Annotated in this window: 18 protein-coding genes and 1 pseudogene; 9 read left to right on the top strand and 10 right to left on the bottom strand. The window is 69.6% G+C overall.

Going from position 1 to position 19,293, the window contains the following annotated elements; all coding sequences use genetic code 11:
• Positions 1 to 45 precede the first annotated feature (45 nt).
• The 5 genes from ABZ453_RS33305 (at position 46) to ABZ453_RS33285 (ending at position 4,997) form a co-directional block, all read left to right on the top strand.
• Positions 46 to 633 (top strand): hypothetical protein, encoded by a 588-nt coding sequence (locus tag ABZ453_RS33305; RefSeq protein WP_359020802.1) that lies wholly within the window; start codon positions 46 to 48, stop codon positions 631 to 633.
• Positions 634 to 660: 27 nt separating this feature from the next.
• Positions 661 to 1,806, top strand: coding sequence for a CU044_5270 family protein (locus ABZ453_RS33300; RefSeq protein WP_359020937.1), 1,146 nt, complete (start codon positions 661 to 663; stop codon positions 1,804 to 1,806).
• Between the two features lie 1,080 nt (positions 1,807 to 2,886).
• Positions 2,887 to 3,090 carry a hypothetical protein gene (locus ABZ453_RS33295; protein ID WP_359020800.1) on the top strand — a complete coding sequence of 68 codons (204 nt, stop codon included), beginning with the start codon at positions 2,887 to 2,889 and terminating at the stop codon, positions 3,088 to 3,090.
• Between the two features lie 25 nt (positions 3,091 to 3,115).
• On the top strand, positions 3,116 to 3,463 hold the full coding sequence (locus tag ABZ453_RS33290; protein ID WP_359020798.1) for a DUF1036 domain-containing protein: 348 nt from the start codon (positions 3,116 to 3,118) through the stop codon (positions 3,461 to 3,463).
• 100 nt (positions 3,464 to 3,563) lie between these two features.
• Positions 3,564 to 4,997 carry a hypothetical protein gene (locus ABZ453_RS33285; protein ID WP_359020796.1) on the top strand — a complete coding sequence of 478 codons (1,434 nt, stop codon included), beginning with the start codon at positions 3,564 to 3,566 and terminating at the stop codon, positions 4,995 to 4,997.
• A 4-nt stretch (positions 4,998 to 5,001) separates the two neighbouring features.
• Here ABZ453_RS33285 and ABZ453_RS33280 read toward each other — a convergent pair whose 3' ends face one another.
• The gene (locus ABZ453_RS33280; RefSeq protein ID WP_359020794.1) at positions 5,002 to 5,214 is read right to left on the bottom strand and encodes a hypothetical protein; all 213 of its coding nucleotides are present in this window, start codon (positions 5,212 to 5,214) and stop codon (positions 5,002 to 5,004) included.
• Positions 5,215 to 5,283: 69 nt separating this feature from the next.
• Between ABZ453_RS33280 and ABZ453_RS33275 the strand changes: the two genes are divergently transcribed.
• A complete protein-coding gene (locus ABZ453_RS33275; protein ID WP_359020792.1) occupies positions 5,284 to 5,916 on the top strand; it encodes a response regulator transcription factor in 633 nt (210 codons plus the stop codon).
• Between the two features lie 507 nt (positions 5,917 to 6,423).
• Here the strand turns inward: ABZ453_RS33275 and ABZ453_RS33270 are convergent.
• The 7 genes and pseudogenes from ABZ453_RS33270 to ABZ453_RS33240 all read right to left on the bottom strand — a co-directional run.
• Positions 6,424 to 6,552, bottom strand: a pseudogene (locus ABZ453_RS33270) (hypothetical protein); the annotation flags it as partial.
• Positions 6,553 to 6,570: 18 nt separating this feature from the next.
• Positions 6,571 to 7,254, bottom strand: a complete 684-nt coding sequence (locus tag ABZ453_RS33265; RefSeq protein WP_359020790.1) for a response regulator — start codon at positions 7,252 to 7,254, stop codon at positions 6,571 to 6,573.
• A gap of 133 nt (positions 7,255 to 7,387) precedes the next feature.
• Positions 7,388 to 8,056 (bottom strand): potassium-transporting ATPase subunit C, encoded by a 669-nt coding sequence (locus tag ABZ453_RS33260; protein ID WP_359020788.1) that lies wholly within the window; start codon positions 8,054 to 8,056, stop codon positions 7,388 to 7,390.
• Between the two features lie 5 nt (positions 8,057 to 8,061).
• Positions 8,062 to 10,200 (bottom strand): potassium-transporting ATPase subunit KdpB, encoded by a 2,139-nt coding sequence (kdpB, locus tag ABZ453_RS33255; RefSeq protein ID WP_359020786.1) that lies wholly within the window; start codon positions 10,198 to 10,200, stop codon positions 8,062 to 8,064.
• Positions 10,197 to 11,861, bottom strand: a complete 1,665-nt coding sequence (gene kdpA / locus ABZ453_RS33250; protein ID WP_359020784.1) for a potassium-transporting ATPase subunit KdpA — start codon at positions 11,859 to 11,861, stop codon at positions 10,197 to 10,199. The genes kdpB and kdpA overlap by 4 nt, the downstream gene beginning before the upstream one ends.
• An 8-nt stretch (positions 11,862 to 11,869) precedes the next feature.
• Positions 11,870 to 11,959: a K(+)-transporting ATPase subunit F gene (gene kdpF / locus ABZ453_RS33245; protein WP_037659531.1), complete on the bottom strand. Its 90-nt coding sequence runs from the start codon at positions 11,957 to 11,959 to the stop codon at positions 11,870 to 11,872.
• Positions 11,960 to 12,250: 291 nt separating this feature from the next.
• Positions 12,251 to 12,439: a hypothetical protein gene (locus ABZ453_RS33240; protein WP_359020782.1), complete on the bottom strand. Its 189-nt coding sequence runs from the start codon at positions 12,437 to 12,439 to the stop codon at positions 12,251 to 12,253.
• A gap of 128 nt (positions 12,440 to 12,567) precedes the next feature.
• On the opposite strand from ABZ453_RS33240, the gene ABZ453_RS33235 reads away from it, so the two are divergent.
• Together ABZ453_RS33235 and ABZ453_RS33230 are read left to right on the top strand one after the other, a co-directional pair.
• The gene (locus ABZ453_RS33235; RefSeq protein ID WP_359020780.1) at positions 12,568 to 13,134 is read left to right on the top strand and encodes a hypothetical protein; all 567 of its coding nucleotides are present in this window, start codon (positions 12,568 to 12,570) and stop codon (positions 13,132 to 13,134) included.
• A gap of 233 nt (positions 13,135 to 13,367) precedes the next feature.
• A complete protein-coding gene (locus ABZ453_RS33230) occupies positions 13,368 to 13,523 on the top strand; it encodes a hypothetical protein (protein WP_359020778.1) in 156 nt (51 codons plus the stop codon).
• A gap of 77 nt (positions 13,524 to 13,600) precedes the next feature.
• Here the strand turns inward: ABZ453_RS33230 and ABZ453_RS33225 are convergent, their stop codons facing one another.
• On the bottom strand, positions 13,601 to 16,096 hold the full coding sequence (locus ABZ453_RS33225) for an ATP-binding protein (protein ID WP_359020776.1): 2,496 nt from the start codon (positions 16,094 to 16,096) through the stop codon (positions 13,601 to 13,603).
• 235 nt (positions 16,097 to 16,331) lie between these two features.
• On the opposite strand from ABZ453_RS33225, the gene ABZ453_RS33220 reads away from it, so the two are divergent.
• Positions 16,332 to 17,906 carry a Na+/H+ antiporter gene (locus ABZ453_RS33220; RefSeq protein WP_359020774.1) on the top strand — a complete coding sequence of 525 codons (1,575 nt, stop codon included), beginning with the start codon at positions 16,332 to 16,334 and terminating at the stop codon, positions 17,904 to 17,906.
• Here ABZ453_RS33220 and ABZ453_RS33215 read toward each other — a convergent pair.
• The coding region (locus ABZ453_RS33215) for a hypothetical protein (RefSeq protein WP_359020772.1) at positions 17,903 to 19,293 on the bottom strand (1,391 nt) is incomplete at its 5' end. The genes ABZ453_RS33220 and ABZ453_RS33215 overlap by 4 nt on opposite strands.

Raw genomic sequence — 19,293 nt, 5'->3', positions numbered from 1 at the left:
CCGGTTCTCCGTCACAGTGAACCTACTCGGTCGAGGGGGGGAATCGTGGCGGAGGACGAAGTACCGAAGACGGAGCCCGGTCTGTTCGACCTGGATGCCGTAGTGGTCGGGCAGCCGAAGCGCTCGCGGTGGCGCAGATACCTGGGTCCCGCCCTGGCCGTGTCGACCCCGGAGGGAGCCACGCTGGCCTCGCTCACCTGCACCGACGACACGCACTACGTCCTCACCCACACGTCCGGCGAGGTCATCGTCCGCATCGAGCACTCCGGGCCGGCCGAGTTCCGTTTCACTGACGCCGCGCATCGGGAGGTCGGCAACGCGGGCGCCCCCGGACTCTTCAAGTCCCTCCAGCTCGGGCTCCGGACGGACCAGGGGCGCCACCTCTTCCTCACCCGGCCCGGGCTGCCGTTCACCCAATGGCATCTCACCGAGACCGCCCCGGAAGGAGTGCCCACCCAGGGGATTCTCGGGCGGGTCACGGTGAGCACCATCGACTCGTGGATCGGGTTGCAGCAGTACGTCGTCGACATGGACCCCCGCCTGGAGGCGGGCGATCGGCGGACCGTCGTCGCCGCCGTCATCTGTCTGCACCTGCTGCGCCGGCCTCCGGGTGACAGCGCCGCGCCCGCGTGACGGGAGTGTGGCTGCGGCGCCTGGGGACTGCGGACGCGGCGGCGACCCTTTGCGAGGCATTCGCAGTGGCTCCCGCGTAAGTCGCTCCCAGGGCGGCCATGGCGATGGCTGAGGCACGACGTCGATGTCCTCGACTTTCCCGGCGCCGACCGTCTGCGGGCCGCGGGCGATGTCGCGTCCCCGAGTCCCTCGGTCGTCAGCGCCGCGCGCACGGCGGTTCGCGCGGCGGCGACGGACAGTGAGACGGTGGTGCCCCTCACGTCCCCGCGGGGCCACCGCAACCGGCGGCGCGTCCTGGGCTCCGCCGCGGCGGTCGCAGCCATCGCGGTGGGTGCCGCCGTCTACCCGACCGTCGGTGTCGGAAGCAGTCCGCCGGCAGCCGAGGTCGGCGCGGCGGGCTTCCTGCACCGCATGGCGGGCACCGCGGGCGCCGGGTCAGTCCCCAACTCGCCGTATTGGAAGGTCGAGACGCGTACGTCGGTGACCTCTTCGGTACCAGGCGGGGTGCCCTCGACCAAGACCGAGACCGACACGGAGTGGCTCAGCCGGAACCGTTTTCTCCGCACATCCACCGGTGGCGAGGTCATGGAGTTCACAGGGCTGGCCAACGGCTGGGCCCTCTCACCCGACCGGCGCGTGCGGTTCACGGCCGGTTATCACGTCGCCCAGCAGGGTCGGCACGAGCTGACGTCATGGAACGTTGGCGGCATGGTCCCGGGCCGCGAAGAAGTGATCACCTGGGACCAGCTGAAGACACTTCCGACCGAGCCGAAGGCTCTCAGGGCGAGGCTCCTTGGCGGCGACGGCGACGGCGCCGGCGGCGCACCGAAGGCCGACAAGCAACTCTTCAACGGTATCGACGCCTTGCTGGCCAACGCACCCGCCGACCCCCGGCTGCGTGCCGCGCTCTTCGAGGTCCTCGCCGACATCCCGCACGTACGGCTGGTCGGGCGCGTCAAGGACGGCGCGGGACGCAGCGGCACCGCTGTCGAACTCAGGATGGGGCGCGGAAGCAGCCGGCTGATCATCGATCCCGAGACCTCCAAGCTTCTGGAGGCCAGGACGGTCGTCCAAGCAAACCCACAGAGCGACCCCGCTGTCATTCGCACCACGTACCTCTCCGCCGGACCGTCCGAGAACGCTCCCCAGGCGGGTCGCGGAAGTGGGGTCTGAAGGGCGGCCTGGCGAGCCGAAGTTGTGCGTTCATGGCGCCGAGCCCCAGCCACCGCGGTGGCCTCGGCAGGGCGGCTGGGCCTCGGGCGCTCGATCAGTGGTTGATCGCGGTGAGGTCAGTGCCTGCAACTGCTCGGCGGTGTCGTCGAGGGGCTGGATGCTGCGCTTGGCGTGGCACATGGCCACCATGCCCTCGCCGGCGGCGACGAGTCGCGAGCTGTGCCGCCTGTCGCGGCTCGGCGCCGTGCTCACGCAGAGAGTCGGCTCGCGCTGCGCAGGTGGGCCTTGACGGTCTCGGGCCGCACTGAAAGACGCTCGCCGGCTTCGGCATCGCTGCACCCGACATCCGCACAGCTCCCAGTTTCGGGCGCTGCACCGGTCCCGGGGCATCACGGATCGACCTCGTCACTCACCGCGAGCTGCAACAGGAGGCGCCTGGCCTCGTCCCGGAATGCACCCCTCGTGCGACCGCCCAGGGTGCCGGCCTTGCGGATGGCGCCCTGGAGCACAATGCGGACTGCTCTGGAACACCGCCACGGGTAGTGGGCCATCCGAGTGGCACAGGCGAGAAGGCCTCGTGGCACCGCCACAAACTCGCTCTGTGCACCACCACAAACTCGCTCTCTGCACCACCAGAAACTCGCTCTGTGCGGCCCCGCCCACCCCGCCCACGCCGTTCGCATCACCTTCGATCACGGCCTGGTGCGCCCCGGCGGTTGATTCCAAAACAGCTTTAGCCGGATTCATGCGGACCGTACAAAAGGGTATAAGCCGGTCCAGTTGCAGAGCTTATCCAGGTGAGGGATGGTGAAGTAGGCAGCGCAGCCGCCTCCCGGAGGTGCGCGGAACGCACTCATGGTGAATTCACCAAGATGAGCGCTGCGTTGGGATAACCCGTCAAAGAACCCGCCCTCAATTCGCCGCCGTCTGCGATGCGGAGAGAAGTGGGGGTGGGCGCCTGTCCACGGGCCCATCAGGGCGCTGGGCCGCAGCCCCATTAGACGAGCACCGGAGTGGTCATCCGGGTGTGAGCGGGCTGCCAGAAATCCCGTCCCTCAGAAAAAAGATGAGGTATGAGCGATGGCGAATGACAACCACTACACGGTCGAGGTGGACGCGATCGCCGACTTCGGTGCGCCCCCCGAAGACAGCAGGTCGCGCAAGTCGGTGAACGTGGTGCACCGTCCCGGTGTCGTCGAGAGCGAGCTTGCCCACGAGTGGCCGAGCCCCGCTGCGAGCACTTCGCGCGGACCCGAAGTGCGGCCCGTGCGGGAGCAGCCGTAGAACGTGTCAGGACAGGAGAACAATCATGCTGAAATTCATCAGCCAATACCCGCAGCCTCTTTCGGTCTCGATCATGTGGTACACGCCCAACTGCCCTGACGGCGGGGACTGGACGAAGAAGGGGTGGTGGAACCTGGCACCCGGAGAAAGCAAGGTTGTTCACGCCGCCGACCTCGACGACGTCAACCGCTACTGGTGCTACTTCGCCCAGGCCGCGGACGGCGCCTTTTGGGCCGGGGACATCGCTCGGATGGTGCCGCCGGAGAAGTTCGAGTGGTGCGAATGGACCAGCAGCACCGACGCGACCCAGATCGGCTACCGCCTCCAGGACGTAGGAGACGCCGACGACTTCACCATCACGCTGACTCCCTGACGAGACGGCGTACGTCAACCAGTCAATTCCCGTATCTGGGAGCGCTTTTCACCGGAAGTGCTCCGCATTCGCAGCCACTCACCTCTCTCAGGGAGCTGCCATGACAGTGCAACCGCAGCAAGCGACAGTGCCGACGGTTCTGGTCTACGAGGACGACCCCGGTTTTCCCCCGCAGGTCAACATGCCCGTACCGCACCCCGTCCCCCAGCTGGACACACAGCCCTTCCCGACGGCCATCGCGGAAGCCGCGCCGCACCCGAACGGTGCCGGGCCCGGCACCGAGGCATTCCGCTACTGGGTGGCGGCCGACTCGCTCAGCAGGGCCAGCAAGACCTGGGGTCCGCTGGTTCCGACCGGAACGCAGTGGCACCCGCAGGTCGGACGGGCTCTCACGGCGCACCTCAACGCGGGAGACGACCTCAACGCCTTCTACGACCGTAGAGGCCTGTGGTTCTTCCGCCGTACGGTCGCGGGCGTCACCGTCGCCGCGTGCGAGAGCAACGAGGTCGTCCAGCACGAGGAGGGGCATGCGGTCCTCGACGCCCTGCGTCCCCAGCTGTTCAACACGGCGAGCGCGGAGACGGCCGCCCTGCACGAGGCGTTCGGTGACATCAGCGCCCTGCTGAGCTCGCTGGCGCTGGAATCGCTGCGGATCGCCGTACTGGCCGAGACCCAGGGCGACTTGGAACTGTCCTCGCGGGTGTCGCGGATGGCCGAGCAACTGGGCTGGGCCATCCGTCAGGGCCACCCGAACGCGGTGGACTCGGACTGCCTGCGCAACCTGTCCAACAACTTCTTCTACCGCGACCCGGTCCTGCTGTCGCCGAACGAGCCCGCGAGCATCCTTTCCAGCGAGCCGCACTCGTTCTCCCGGGTGTTCAGCGGCGCGTTCCTGAAGATCGTCGCCGGGATCTTCCGCCAGCAGGACCTCCAGGACCAGGCCGGCCTGGCCAGGGCGGCCGAGATCGCCGGGCAACTGCTGGTGGACGCCGTCGTGTCCGCCCCCGTGGTGTCCGCCTACTACGCCCAGGTAGCGGGTCACATGATCGCCGCGGACCAGCGTCGCTACGGCGGCACGTACGGCTCGTCCCTGCGCTCGGCGTTCATCCGTCACGGCATCCTCTCCCTCGAGGCCGCCGCCTCCGTCACCGAGCCGGAAGTGGCACGCCGAGGCGCTGGAATTACCGAGGCGACGCCCGGTGGTGGCGACGACGAGGGACTGACGGCCGTCACCGTCCACGGAGCGACGTACGGCGTCACACAGCCGCTCACGCTCTCCGCCCCGGCGCAGGAGCGACGCTTCGGCATCGCCGGCTCCGATCCCGCCGGCGGCTCGGTGCGGCCCTCTGACCCCGAGCACGTCGCCACGTCCTACCTCGAGGACCTCTTCCGCCGCGGCCGGGTCCACGTGCCCGAGGAACACCGCACCGACACCGCGTTCACCGACCTGAGCTCCTCCCGGCTCAAGACCCACGAGATCACGCGGAGCGCCACCGGCGAGGGCCTTGCCCTGGTCCGGCGGTGCTTCGACTGAGGAGTCAGCGGAAGCGGAGACGACGGACGGTCAGCCGTCCGTCGTCCTCGCGCTTGATCACATGCGTCGTCCTCGGCGTCGGCTCCTGACCCTCGAAGACCGCCTCGCCGCGCGCCAGCAGATCGCTGATGAATTTCTCGGCCGCCCTGCGCTCGGCTTCGCCGCTGTGCTGATTCTCGCTGCCACTGTTCTGGCTTTCATCACGATTTGTGCCCATAGTATGCACTTTATTCCTTTGTTCGTACGATGCCTGCCGGAGACTGGGGATGCGCACTCCGAGTGCGAGATGTCAGTGCGGTGTACGGCATCGGTGCTGGAGGCGCAGGACGACATGGCGGCCATCGGCGAGGCCGGTGACGGCGCCGAGGCCGTGCGCCTGACTCGCGAACTGCAGCCCGACGTGGTCCTGATGGACGTACGGATGCCCGGTGTGGACGGCATCGAGGCCACCGGACGGATCGTGACGCAGTGCCCCGAGGCGAAGGTGCTGATCCTGACCACCTTCGACCTCGACGAGTACGCCTTCGCCGGGCTGCGGGCCGGAGCCTCCGGGTTCCTGCTGAAGAACGCGCTGCCCGAGGAACTCCTGGCCGCGATACGCTGCGTTGCCGCCGGGGACGCGGTGGTCGCACCCCGGATCACCCGGCTCCTGCTGGAGAACTTCGCCCACCAGCTTCCCGCTGGGTCCGGCAGCGAGGTGCGCGAGGACCACCGATTGGACCGCATCACCGCCCGTGAACGCGAAGTCCTCACCCAGGTGGGCCTGGGACTGTCCAACTCGGAGATCGCGGAGGTACTCCACCTGGCCGAGGCGACGGTCAAGACGCACATCAGCCGCATCCTGTTCAAGCTGCGACTGCGCGACCGTGTGCAGGCTGTGATCCTTGCGTACGAGACCCGGCTCGTCGAGCCCGGGTGACTGGCCCCCCTCAACCGCAGCATGCTGACGTGCTCGGTCGGCCAGCGACCAGAACCAGCCGGCCGGCTCGCGGGCGACCGCGCGTGCAGATGCGCATACCACCCCAACGAGCTTCAGCACGGGAAGCAACACGTTGATGATCTGCTGGCGTGACCTACAAGTGCGATGCCGGGCGGGCCTGCGTATACGACACCTCAGGGGGTGTCTGGAACATGGACGGCTGTGGAGACAACTGGATCTACGGCCGTTTCAACTATGCAGCCCCTCTCCAGCTTTAAGAAAGGGGGGCTGCCGGTTGGGTCCAATGGCTCCTTTAGACCAGATCCGCGTAATGGCGATCCGATGCATGGCCGCGTTGAGCTGACGCTTGCCCGTCCGGCAGAGTCGATGGCAACCAGGCCAGCGCGATGGTCGACGAGCAGGCGGATCTCCCGGGCGGCACCGTCCAGGCGGGCGGCGGCCACGTCCGGCTCGCGCAAGGCTGCCCGTGCGATAGGGAGTGCGTCGAGCGTCCACGTCCATCTCGGTGAAGGTGCCGCCCCGGTTCTCGATCTCCCTGCGCGAGATCTCCTCCAGGCCGTGCAGCATCATCTCGGTGCGCGGCCGGTGGTGGTGTTCCACGAACGCGACGCCGAGTGCCATGCCGTCCCTCGGTCAGGATTCGAAACGGTAGCCCATGCCGGGCTCGGTGATCAGATAGCGGGGGTGGGCGGCGTCCCTCTCCAGTTTGCGGCGCAGCTGGGCCATGTAGACGCGCAGGTAGTTGGTCTTGTTGCTCTGGGAGACCCCCCAGACCTCCTGCAGGAGGTGCTTCTGCGTGATCAGCCGGCCCGGGTTGGTGACCAGGATCTCCAGCAGGTGCCATTCGGTCGGGGTCAGCCGCACGTCCCGTCCGTCCCGTACGACCTTCTTCGCGAGCAGGTCGATGCTGAAGTCCTCGGTCTCGACGAGTGTCGTCTCCTGTACGAGCGGAGTGTCCTCGGTGCGGCGGACGGCGGCCCGCAGCCGAGCGAGGAGCTCGTTCATGTTGAACGGCTTGGTGATGTAGTCGTCCGCGCCGGCGTCGAGTGCGGCGACCTTCTCCTCGGATCCCTGCCGCGCGGACAGGACCAGGACCGGCACCCGGGTCCAGCCGCGCAGGGCCTTGATGACGTCGATGCCGTCCATGTCGGGCAGGCCGAGGTCGAGCATCACCACGTCGGGCTGACGGGCGGCGGCCAGCCGCAGGGCCGTGGCCCCGTCGGGCGCGGAGTCGACGCCGTACTTGCGCGCTTGCAGGTTGATCACGAGGGCCCGCACGAGCTGCGGGTCGTCCTCCACCACCAACACCCTGGTCATGGGTGCGTGCCTTTCCTGTCGTGCGCCGGGCCGGGCGGCACCGGACGCGAGGCAACCGGCGCCACGTCAACGGGAGTTGACGGCTCAAGGATGACTCCCGGCCGCCAACTCCCGCGCATGTCACCCAATCCCATCAAGGCTTTGCCAGAAGATCCTTGAGCGCGATGTTGAGTTCGAGGACGTTCACGCGGGGCTCCCCGATGAAGCCGAGCGTGCGTCCCTCGGTGTGGTCCTTGACCAGCTTCTCGACCTGGGCGACCGACAGGCCGTTCTTCTCGGCGACCCGGTGGACCTGGATCTGCGCGTACTGCGGGGAGATGTCCGGGTCGAGGCCGGAGCCGGAGGAGGTGACCGCGTCGGCGGGCACCGCGGACGCCTTGACCCTGTAGCCGGGCACCGAGTTGTCCTTGACGACGGCCGCCTTCGCCGTCTTCACCTGCTGGATCAGGACCTTGCTGTCGGCGGAGAGGTTGGTCGCGCCGGACAGCAGCAGCTTGTACCGGGTGTTCAGGCTGTTGCTGCCGAGCCCGTTGGCCGGGCGGCCCTGGAACCACTTCAGGTCGGGGTCCGGGGTCTGCTGGCCCTTCTTCAGCGGCAGGTTGTACGACTGCCCGATCAGCGAGGAGCCGACGACCTTGCCGTCCGCCTTGACCTCGGAACCGTTCGCCTTGTCGTGGAACAGCGCCTGGGCCACACCCGTGACGACGAGCGGATAGATGACGCCCGTCACCAGGGTCAGCACGAGGAGGGCCCGCAGGGCCGCCCCCAGCAACCGAGCGGTGTTCGATACGGAGTTGTTCATGGCGGTCAGCCGATCCCGGGGATGAGGGAGATGAGCAGGTCGATGATCTTGATGCCGATGAAGGGCGCGATCAGTCCGCCGATGCCGTAGATCGTCAGGTTGCGCCGCAGCATCTTGTCGGCGCTCACCGGCCGGTACTGCACGCCCTTCAGGGACAGCGGCACCAGCGCGATGATGATCAGCGCGTTGAAGATGACCGCGGACAGGATCGCGGAGTCGGGCGAGGAAAGGCCCATGATGTTGAGCTTGTCCAGGCCCGGGTAGACGGTCGCGAACAGCGCCGGGATGATCGCGAAGTATTTCGCGACGTCGTTGGCGATGGAGAACGTCGTCAACGCTCCTCGGGTGATGAGGAGTTGCTTGCCGATCTCGACGATCTCGATGAGCTTGGTCGGATTGGAGTCGAGGTCGACCATGTTGCCGGCCTCCTTGGCGGCCGACGTACCCGTGTTCATCGCCACGCCGACGTCCGCCTGGGCGAGGGCCGGGGCGTCGTTCGTGCCGTCACCGGTCATCGCGACGAGCTTGCCGCCCGCCTGCTCCCGCTTGATCAGGGCCATCTTGTCCTCGGGCGTGGCCTCGGCGAGGAAGTCGTCGACGCCCGCCTCCTCGGCGATGGCCTTGGCGGTCAGCGGGTTGTCGCCGGTGATCATGACGGTTTTGATGCCCATGCGGCGCAGCTCGTCGAACCGCTCGCGCATGCCCTCCTTGACGACGTCCTTCAGGTGGATGACGCCCAGCACGCGGGCGCCCTGATCGTCCTTGACGGCGACCAGCAGCGGCGTACCGCCCGCCTGCGAGATGGCGTTGGAGAGCGTGTCCGCGTCCTCGGCCACTGTGCCGCCTTCCTCCTTCACCCAGGCGATGACCGAACCGGTCGCGCCCTTGCGGATCTTGCGCCCGCCGACGTCCACACCCGACATGCGGGTCTGGGCGGTGAAGGCGATCCACTCGGCCCCGGCGAGCTCCCCCTGGTGCCGCTCGCGCAGCCCGTACCGCTCCTTGGCGAGTACGACGATGGAGCGGCCCTCGGGCGTCTCGTCCGCGAGCGACGACAGCTGGGCGGCGTCGGCGACCTCGGCCTCGGTGGTGCCCTGGACCGGCACGAACTCGGACGCCTGTCGGTTGCCGAGGGTGATGGTGCCGGTCTTGTCGAGCAGCAGGGTCGAGACGTCACCGGCGGCCTCGACCGCCCTGCCGGACATGGCGAGGACGTTGCGCTGGACCAGGCGGTCCATGCCCGCGATGCCGATGGCGGAGAGCAGCGCGCCGATGGTGGTCGGGATGAGGCAGACCAGGAGCGCCACCAGCACGACCATCGTCAGGTGGGTGCCCGCGTAGTCCGCGAACGGCGGCAGGGTCGCCACCGCGAGCAGGAAGACGATGGTCAGCGAGGCGAGCAGGATGTTCAGCGCGATCTCGTTGGGCGTCTTCTGCCGCGAGGCACCCTCCACCAGATTGATCATCCGGTCGATGAAGGTCTCGCCCGGCTTCGTCGTGATCTTGATGACGATCCGGTCGGACAGGACCTTCGTGCCGCCGGTGACGGCGCTGCGGTCACCGCCCGACTCACGGATGACGGGTGCCGACTCGCCGGTGATCGCCGACTCGTCTACCGAGGCCACACCCTCGATGACGTCACCGTCACCCGGGATGATGTCGCCGGCCTCGCAGACCACGAGGTCGCCGATGGTCAGGGCGGTGCCCGGGACCTGTTCCTCGGACGTGCCGTCCTTGAGCAGCCGGCGCGCGACCGTGTCGGTCTTGGCCTTGCGCAGGGTGTCGGCCTGCGCCTTGCCGCGGCCCTCGGCGACGGCCTCCGCCAGGTTGGCGAAGACGACGGTCAGCCACAGCCAGGCGCTGATCGCCCAGCCGAACCAGTCGCCGGGGTCCTTGAAGGAGAAGACGGTGGTCAGGACGGACCCGATCCACACCACGAACATCACGGGTGACTTGACCATCACCCGCGGGTCGAGCTTGCGGCAGGCGTCCGGCAGCGACTTCAGCAGTTGCTTGGGGTCGAAGAGGCCCGCGCCGACACGTCCCTCGGCGGGCTTGTGCCCGGTGGGTACGTCGCTGTGCGGCGCCCGGGTCGGGGTGGCTGTGGACATGGAGTCCTCTGACTTCTCGGTACGGGTGGTCATGACGCCAGCCCCTCGGCCAGCGGGCCCAGCGCCAGCGCCGGGAAGTAGGTCAGACCGGTGATGATCAGGATCGCGCCGACCAGCAGGCCGGTGAACAGCGGCTTCTCGGTACGCAGCGTGCCGGCGGTCGCCGGGATCGGCTTCTGCTCGGCGAGCGAGCCGGCCAGCGCCAGGACGAACACCATCGGCAGGAAGCGGCCGAAGAGCATGGCCAGACCGGTCATGGTGTTGTACCAGTCGGTGTTGGCATTCAGGCCGGCGAAGGCCGAGCCGTTGTTGTTGGAGGCCGAGGTGAAGGCGTACAGCACCTCGGAGAAGCCGTGCGCCCCGGAGTTGAGCATCGAGTGCGGCGGCGTCGACAGCGCCATGGATGCAGCGGTGAAGACGAGTGCGAGCGCCGGGGTGATCAGGATGTAGCAGGCGGCCAGCTTGATCTCACGCGCGCCGATCTTCTTGCCCAGGTACTCCGGCGTACGGCCGACCATCAGACCGGCGATGAACACCGCGATCACGGCCATGATCAGGATGCCGTAGAGGCCGGAGCCGGTACCGCCGGGCGCGATCTCGCCCAGCATCATGCTGAGCAGCGCGATCCCGCCGCCGAGGCCGGTGAAGGAGGAGTGGAAGGAGTCCACGGCACCGGTGGACGTCAGGGTCGTGGACACCGCGAAGATGGAGGAGGAGCCGACGCCGAAGCGGACCTCCTTGCCCTCGTACGCCCCGCCCGCCAGTTGCAGGGCCGGACCGTGGTGGGCGAACTCGGTCCACATCATCAGCGCGACGAAGCCCAGCCAGATGGTGCCCATCGTGGCGAGGATCGCGTAGCCCTGCTTGACCGAGCCGACCATCACGCCGAAGGTGCGGGTCAGCGCGAACGGGATCACCAACAGCAGGAAGATCTCGAAGAGGTTGGTGAAGGGCGTCGGGTTCTCGAAGGGATGCGCCGAGTTGGCGTTGAAGTAGCCACCGCCGTTGGTGCCGAACTCCTTGATGGCCTCCTGCGAGGCCACCGCGCCACCGTTCCACTGCTGCGAGCCGCCCATGAACTGGCCGACCTCGTGGATGCCGGAGAAGTTCTGGATCGCACCGCACGCCACCAGCACGATCGCGGCGATCGCGGCGCCCGGCACCAGGATCCGGATCGTGCCGCGCACCAGGTCGGCCCAGAAGTTGCCCAGCTCACCGGTACGGGAGCGGGCGAAGCCACGCACCAGCGCCACGGCGACGGCGATGCCGACGGCCGCGGAGACGAAGTTCTGCACGGCGAGACCGGCGGTCTGCACGACGTGCCCCATGGTCTGCTCGCCGTAGTACGACTGCCAGTTGGTGTTGGTCACGAAGGACGCGGCGGTGTTGAACGACTGCGCCGGGTTGACCGAGGAGAAGTGCAGCGAGCCGGGCAGAACGCCCTGGAGCCGCTGCAGCAGGTAGAGGAAGCCGACACTGACCGCCGAGAAGGCGAGAACACCGCGCAGGTACGCGGGCCAGCGCATCTGAGTGTCGGGGTTGGCACCGATGCCCTTGTAGATCCACTTCTCGACCCGCCAGTGCTTGTCGGAGGAGTAGACCTTGGCCATGTAGTTGCCGAGCGGGATGTAGGCGAGCGCCAGCGCTCCTATGAGGGCGAGCAGCTGGAGGACGCCGGCGAGGACGGGACCCATGTCGTGGCTCAGAACCTCTCCGGGAAGATCAGGGCGAGGACGAGATAACCCAGCAGGGCGACGGCCACGATCAGGCCGACGATGTTCTCGGCGGTCACAGCTTGGTCACCCCCTTGGCGACGAGGGCCACCAGCGCGAAGGACGCGATCACGGTGACGACGAAGGCCAGATCGGCCATCGCGAGCTCCTGGAGTGAGGTTCGATGAAAGGCGGACGGTTAGAGGAAACCGCCTCTGCGGCCGCATCCGACCACCCGTTGACGGCTCTCTTACGCCGACCCTTACGGCTTTGACGGGACTCATACGGCCCGCTCCCGTATCGGTGGGTAGGCAGTCGTGACCAGCGGTGACGCGGCTCACAGCATCCGGAACCGCAGCCGGTAGTGCCGCTTAGGCTCCGCCTCCGGGATGAGCACGGTGACCCCGGTCGCCAGCTACGGTCGCGACCACCTCGTGGACGTACGCGGCCAGGGCCGGGGCCCGGTCCTCGGGGTCGGGACAGCAGGCGGTGACCGCGCGGACCTCGTCGCCGAGGGTCCGAGCGGCCGAACCCGACGGGATCTTGACGGCCTGTCCCACGGACGGATTCCCCCCTGCCATGACCCGGCAACGGGCCCGGTGGGCAGGTCATGAAGAACCGTCCGTATTCCGTCAGAGCCGCGTCAAGGCACATGGAGAGCGGTTCTCGGATCACTAGCGTCGGTGTCATGGGACGCCGTGACGACGCATGCGGAGGACCGCTCGACGCGCACGCCCACGGACCGGACGGCGCCGGGGAGGCCACGAACGACCGTGAGTGGACACAGCAGTTGTGGAGTTCCGCCCGCTGCGCGGGTGTACTGCTCGCTCTGCTGCTCCTGGTCGACTGGGGATCGGACCGGCTCGCCCCGTGGCGCACCGCGCTGTGGCTGGCCCTCGCCGGGCTGCTCTTCGTGGTGCTGTATCCCGCGCGGGTGTCGGCCGGCGGGAACTGGCTGGCCTCGCGCCGGCTGGTGCGTGAGCGCCGGGTCCGGACGGACCTGCTGGTGTCGGTCCGGTGGTTGGACGGCATCTCGCAGCGGCTCCTTCTGCGGGACGCTCTGGGCGGTCGCGTCGAGATCGATCCCGAGGTCCTGGTGCGCAACCCGCAGTTGTGGTTGCGCCTGGACGAGGGCGCGCGAAAGGCCGCCGCCGACGGGCTGCTGCTGTGCGGTGCGACCGCCTTGCTGGGCATCTCCCGGCGCGTGGACCGGGAGACCGCACGCGCCGTGTTCAAGGCGTCGGGCCTGGAGTGAGTTCCGTGTCGGTTCAGCCGGCAGGCCCCGAGGTGTCCAGGGCGGCCCCCGTCCGGTCGGCCAGGGGGCGCCGCGACCGCGCAGTTCGATCTCGCCCTGGAGCCGGCCCGCCGTGTCCACGTCCCCAGGAGCGCCTGCCCACCATCACGCCGCCGTCGTTGTGCCGCCAGGCTGCGTGCCCGGGCCGGCCAGTTGGGACACGATCAGACCGACGACCAAGGAGCAGGACCGCCGTGCCGACCTCCCTGGACGCGGTGATGTCGTATCACAGAGCGGCTCCGCCCGGGGCGAACCAGGTCGCCGCCGACAGCGCGGCCACCACGCCCGCCGTACGACTGCCCAGCGCGGCCACCTCAACGACCGCCGCGACGAGGACGAGAGCGGCGTAGGTGTGCGACAGGTGCGTGCGGAAGGTGACGAGGCGAGGGCCACCTGGACGGGGGCGGTGAAACCGGCCGCCAGGGCGTCACGCATCTCCCGCGTTCTGCTCGGTCGGTACGGCGTTCAGGGGCTGTGGGGCGAACGGCAGCGACACGACCATCGTGAGGCCGCCGCCGGGCGTGTCCTCGGGGGTGAGGCTGCCGTTCATGGCCTCGGTCAGACCGCGGGCGAGGGCCAGTCCGAGGCCGAGGCCGGTGGTGTTGTCGGTGTCGCCGAGGCGCTGGAACGGCTCGAAGAGATGGTCGCGGTCCTCTGCGGGCAGACCGGGTCCCCGGTCCACGACCCGCAGCTCCACCCGGCCGGCCAGGGCACTGGCGGTCATCAGCACCTTCTTCCCCGACGGTGTGTGGCGGGCGGCGTTGCCGACGAGGTTGGCGATCACCCGCTCCAGCAGCGGTGGGTCGGCCAGCACCGCCGGGATCTCTTCCAGGTCCGCCACGTCCACGTCGCAGACGTCCGCGAGGGCCATCGGGAGGACCTCCTCCAGGGAGGTGGCCCGCAGGTTCAGCGTAAGGGCGCCTGCTTCCAGGCGGCTGAGGTCGAGGAGGTTCTCCACCAGGCGGTTGAGCTTGGCCATGGACTCGTCGGCGGTGGCGAGGAGTTCGTCCCGGTCCTCCGCAGAGAACTCGACGTCACGGCTGCGCAGCGAGGCCACGGCGGCCCAGCCGACGGCCAGCGGGGTGCGCAGGTCGTGGCCGACAGCCCGTAGCAGGGCCGTACGCAACCGGTCGGCGGCCTTGACCGGCTCCACCTCGGCGGCGGCCTCGGCGAGCCGGGCCCGCTCGACCGCCGAGCCGGCATGTGCGGCGAACGCGGCCAGCACCCGCCGCTCGGACGACGACAGCGTGCGGCCCCGCAGTGCGAGCCAGGCACCGGGACCGGCGGGAACGGCCGTCGCGCCCGTCTCCTCGGGCGGCTCGTCGACCAGCTCCGCGGACTCCATGCCGAACGTCTCCCGGGTCCGCTCCAGCAGCGCCGGGATGGTCGCTTCGCCCCGCACGATGCTGCCGGCCAGGGACGACATGGTCTCCGCCTCGGCCGTCGCACGGGCCGAGCGGCGCGACAGGCGCAGGGACCGGTCCACGACGGCGGCGACTATGGCGGCCACCACCGCGAACACCGCCAGGGCCAGCAGTGCGTTCGGGTCATCGAGCGTGAAGGCTCCGATGGGCGGGACGAACCAGTAGTTGAGCAGCAGGGACGCCGTCACGGAGGCGATCACCGCCGAGGCGACCCCGCCGATGCAGGCCACGCCCACCACGGCGAGCAGGAACAGCAGGGCCTCGCTCGTCAGGTTCAGCGTTCCGCGCATCTGGGCGAGGAGGAGGGTGAGCAGCACCGGCAGCACCAGCCCGGCCACCGGTCCGGCGATCAGCCGGGCCGTGGACAGAGTGCGCCGTCGCGACGGCAGGAGGGTGCCGCGACCGGCTCGCTCATGGGTGACGCGGTGGACGTCGATGTCGCCGGACAGTTCGGTGACGGTCTCCCCCGTGCCGGGCCCGGTCAGGAACCGGGCCAGCCGGCCGCGGCGGCTCGTGCCCAGCACGAGCTGGGTGGCGTTCTCGGCGCGCGCGAACTCCACCAGCGTGGAGGCCACGTCGTCGCCGAGCACCGAGTGGTAGCTGCCCCCCAGGGCCTCGACGAGTCTGCGCTGACGGGCGAGTGAGGCGTGCGAGACGCCTGCCGCGAGGCCGTCGCTGCGGGTGACGTGCACAGCCAGCAGATCTCCTCCCGCCGACCGGTCGGCGATCCTGGCCGCCCGGCGGATCAGGGTGTCGCCCTCCGGGCCGCCGGTCAGGGCGACGACCACCCGCTCGCGTGTCTCCCACACCCCGCCGATGCCGTGCTGCGAGCGGTACTCCTGCAGCGCCTCGTCGACCCGGTCCGCGACCCACAGCAGCGCCAGCTGCCGCAGCGCGGTGAGGTTTCCGGGCCGGAAGTAGTTGGCGAGGGCGGCGTCGACCTTCTCGGGCGCGTAGATGTTGCCGTGCGCCATCCGGCGGCGCAGCCCCTCGGGCGGCATGTCCACCAGTTCGACCTGGTGGGCTCGGCGTACGACCTCATCGGGCAGGGTCTCGTGCTGCGGCACTCCGGTGATCTTCTCGACCACGTCGTTGAGGGATTCCAGGTGCTGGATGTTCAGCGCGGTGATCACGTCGATGCCGGCGTCGAGGAGTGCCTCGATGTCCTGCCAGCGTTTGGCGTTGCGGCCGTCGCCGGGCACGTTGGTGTGTGCGAACTCGTCGACGATCGCCACCTGCGGACGCCGGTCGAGCAGCGCGGCCAGGTCCATCTCCTCGAAGCGTCCGCCGCGGTAGGCGCAGGACGCCCTCGGGATGCTCTGCAGGCCGTCGAGCATCGCCTCGGTGTGCGGGCGCCCGTGGCACTCCGCGAACCCCACCACCACGTCCGCCCCACGGGCGGCACGGCGGCGTCCCTCGTCGAGCATGCGGTAGGTCTTGCCGACTCCCGGGGCAGCCCCGAGGTAGACCTTCAGTCGTCCGGGCCGTCCGTCACTCATCGCCGCCGACGCACTCCGCTCACTGATCAACTCCCCTGTCCCCCGGGATCCCTCCTCCCAAGGAAGCCTCTTTGCGGGCCGGCCGGCGCGGCCGTTAGCGCTTCTTTGGCGCCGGGCCCGGAGACCTTGACACTGTCTTGACGTGACCTGGACCGATAGGGTGAGGGCAGGTGTGCCGGGAAGTCTGGTCGGCCGGGAGCCATGGCGGTTTCCCGAAGAGCCCCAGGGGGACGGCATGCGCGGCGTCGGTACGGTTCTCGCCCTCGTGGTCCTGGCCACGGTGGTCGCCACTTTCGCCCGCCGCTGGCGCATCCCCGCGCCCTCCCTGCTGGTCGTCGCCGGTCTCGCGGTGGCACTGTTGCCGGGCACCCCGCAGATCGAGATCAGCCCAGAGGTCATCGGCCTGGTCGTGCTGCCGCCCCTGCTGTACGCCTCCGCCGAGGAGATGCCCTGGCGCGAGCTGCGTGCGGTGTGGAAGCCGGTCGGGATCCTCGCCATCGGGCTGGTGCTGGCCTCGGCCGCCGCCGTGAGCGCGGTCGCGGTGTGGGTGACGCCGCTGTCCTGGCAGATGGCGTTCGTGTTGGGCGCGGTTCTGGCCAGCACGGATCCGGTGGCGGTCACCGCGCTCGGGCGGCGCCTGTCGCTGCCGCCGAAGGTGCAGGTGCTCGTCCAGGCGGAGAGCCTCTTCAACGACGCGACCTCCCTTGTGCTGGTGCGGGTGGCGGCCGGCATCGCCGTGGCCTCCGCGGCCGCCGACTGGGGCGCGGCAGGCGGCCAGTTCCTGCTGCTCGCGGGCGGCGGCACCCTGATCGGCGGCGCGGTGGCCGGGGTGATCACCCTGATCCGGCGGCGCACCGAGGACCCGGTGCTGGAGACGGTGATCGCCCTGGTCACCCCGTACGCCGCCTACCTGCTCGCGGAGGTCGCGCACACCTCCGGCGTGACCTCGTGCGTGGTCGCCGGGGTCGTCCTCGGCGGCCGGGGCGACCGGCTCACCAACGCCCGTATCCGGCTCCAACTGCACGCGGTGTACGGCACGGTGGTCTTCCTGCTGGAGAGTGTGGTGTTCTCTCTCATCGGCCTGGCGTTGCCGGCGGAGGTGCGGGCCCTGGCCGACGGCGACCATGCCTGGCCCCTGTACGCCCTCGCCGTCGCCGGCACGCTCGTCGCCGTACGGCTGCTGTGGATCGCCCCGCTGTCGGCGGTCGTCCAACGCAAAGGTGCCGTCGGCCGGATGAACTGGCGGATCCCGGTGGTGCTGACCTGGGCAGGCACCCGGGGCGTGATGCCACTGGCCGCCGCCCTGTCCATCCCGGAGATCGCAAAAGACGGCACCCCGCTCGCCGACCGGCCGCTCGTCCTCGTCCTGACCACCTCGGTCGTGGTCGTCACCCTCGTCGTGCAGGGCTTCACCCTCGCCCCGGTCGTCCGCCGCTCCGGCATCGCCCTGGAGCCCGCCCACACCGAGCGCGAGGAGGTCGAGGCCCGCTCCCACCTCGCCCACGCCGGCCTGGCCCGGCTGGAGGAGCTCGCGGAGCTGGAGGCCGTACCGGACATCGTCCTCGACCGGCTGCGCCGGGGTCTGAACGCCCGTCTCGACGACGCGCGCGAGCGCCTGACGGAGCAGAACGGCACCGTGGCCGCGACCGAGTCCGCCGATCTGGTCTACCGCCAGCTGCGCCGTGACCTGATCGCCGTCGAGACGGTGGAACTGCAGCGGCTGTACGACACCCACCGCATCAGCGACACCACCCGCCGTCGGCTGCAGCGCTCCCTCGACCTGGAGGAGGCCCGGCTGGCGGACGCCTAGCGGAACTCGGCCAGCCTGGCCCGCAGTCCGAGAGCGGTGAGGGCGATGGTCAGCAGCGACAGACCGCATTCCCAAGGGAGTTCGGTCCTCACAGCCGAGCGTCCGGCCTGCACAGACGCCGCGAAGTGCTGCCGGTTGATGTCCGTCACCTTGTCCAGCGTCGCCATCCAGGCCCCGAAGTGCGCGTTGGAGGTGCCCGGCTCCCAGCCCATGCAGAACTCGACCGCCTCGTTCTCCTTCCCCGCGGCCAGCAGGGCCCGTATCTTCCGGTCGTCGCGCTGGTAGACGGCGTACGTCCGCACCGTCCGCTCGGCTGCGGCCCGCTCGCCGGGGAAGGTGATGTTGTCCAGCTCCCTCCGGAACTCGCCGGTGAACCGCAGGTCGTGGTGATCGGACTCGTACGCCTGCCAGGTAGTGGCGAGGTCGGCGTCATACGACGAGAGAGTCGCGCCCTTCAGGCCGTACAGCTGCTGCGACTTGGCGAGGAACGACTGTGCGTACTGGTCGCGGCGCTGCGGGTCGAGGAGGTAGCGACTCTCGTCGGCGTTGGCGTCGTAGGCGATCGCCTGGGCCCGGGAAAGGGCCACGACGGAGTCGAAGGCGTCCCGTCGGGCGCCCCGCAGGTTCGCCTCGGAGGAGGCCGGCATCTGGGCGCCGAGGATCACCGTGAGCAGCGCGCACGCCGTGGCGGCGAGGAGGGGCGGGTTCAGGACGCGCCGGAATCTGCGGATCAGGTACCCCTGCAGGGCCCCGAGGGCGACCAGCAGGAGCAGACCGAGGGCGACGACGGCGAGGAGTTGGCCGGAGAGGGTGGAGCGAGCCGCCGTGTACTCCGCGTCGAAGGCCCTGTCGTTCGAGGACACCAGCCTGCGGGAGTCGGGCAGCAGCCTGCTCTGCAGCAGGTCGGTGGCCCTGCGGTAGTCCACGAGGGCCGCCGGCCTGCCGCCCGCACGCCCGTCGTTCTCCAAGGCGCGTCCGATGAGCTCCTGGTACTCGGCGAAGTCGTCGGTCAGGTTCTCGACCGTCTGCTCGTCGGACCTGTCCCCCTGCGCGGCGACGGCCAGGTCCCGCAGGTCGTGCCCGATCTCGCGCCGCGCGTCGCCGTAGACGCCGAGCGCCTTCTCGTACGGCGTCCGCAGGCGGCCCTTGCCCGCATCGCCGTTGGACAGCAGGATGTTGGCGGCCTGGGCGTCCATGTCGTTCAGGGCGAGGTCGAGGTCGGCGGCGCTGATCGTGCGCGGCGCGTCGCGACCGGCCACGCCGTCCCACATACCGTTCGCGGCCAGGCCGGCGACGGTCAGCAGCACCGCCAGGGCGGTCGCGGGCAGGACCGTGGCCGCGCGCAGCAGGCGCAGCCGTGCGGGCACGGTGGCCCAGAAGCGGCGGC

Source organism: Streptomyces sp. NPDC005799, from assembly GCF_040630525.1.
Classification (GTDB): Bacteria; Actinomycetota; Actinomycetes; order Streptomycetales; family Streptomycetaceae; genus Streptomyces; species Streptomyces griseorubiginosus_B.
This window is presented reverse-complemented; position numbering and strand designations above follow the sequence as displayed.

Bases quoted from the DNA above. Each gene is read 5' to 3' on its own strand.
- ABZ453_RS33235 (WP_359020780.1), top strand. From the start codon at position 12,568: ATGGGACGCCGTGACGACGCATGCGGAGGACCGCTCGACGCGCACGCC.
- ABZ453_RS33225 (WP_359020776.1), bottom strand. From the start codon at position 16,096: ATGAGTGACGGACGGCCCGGACGACTGAAGGTCTACCTCGGGGCTGCC.
- ABZ453_RS33290 (WP_359020798.1), top strand. From the start codon at position 3,116: ATGCTGAAATTCATCAGCCAATACCCGCAGCCTCTTTCGGTCTCGATC.
- ABZ453_RS33260 (WP_359020788.1), bottom strand. From the start codon at position 8,056: ATGAACAACTCCGTATCGAACACCGCTCGGTTGCTGGGGGCGGCCCTG.
- ABZ453_RS33220 (WP_359020774.1), top strand. From the start codon at position 16,332: ATGCGCGGCGTCGGTACGGTTCTCGCCCTCGTGGTCCTGGCCACGGTG.
- ABZ453_RS33275 (WP_359020792.1), top strand. From the start codon at position 5,284: ATGTCAGTGCGGTGTACGGCATCGGTGCTGGAGGCGCAGGACGACATG.
- ABZ453_RS33265 (WP_359020790.1), bottom strand. From the start codon at position 7,254: ATGACCAGGGTGTTGGTGGTGGAGGACGACCCGCAGCTCGTGCGGGCC.
- kdpB (WP_359020786.1), bottom strand. From the start codon at position 10,200: ATGACCACCCGTACCGAGAAGTCAGAGGACTCCATGTCCACAGCCACC.
- ABZ453_RS33295 (WP_359020800.1), top strand. From the start codon at position 2,887: ATGGCGAATGACAACCACTACACGGTCGAGGTGGACGCGATCGCCGAC.
- ABZ453_RS33280 (WP_359020794.1), bottom strand. From the start codon at position 5,214: ATGGGCACAAATCGTGATGAAAGCCAGAACAGTGGCAGCGAGAATCAG.
- ABZ453_RS33285 (WP_359020796.1), top strand. From the start codon at position 3,564: ATGACAGTGCAACCGCAGCAAGCGACAGTGCCGACGGTTCTGGTCTAC.
- kdpA (WP_359020784.1), bottom strand. From the start codon at position 11,861: ATGGGTCCCGTCCTCGCCGGCGTCCTCCAGCTGCTCGCCCTCATAGGA.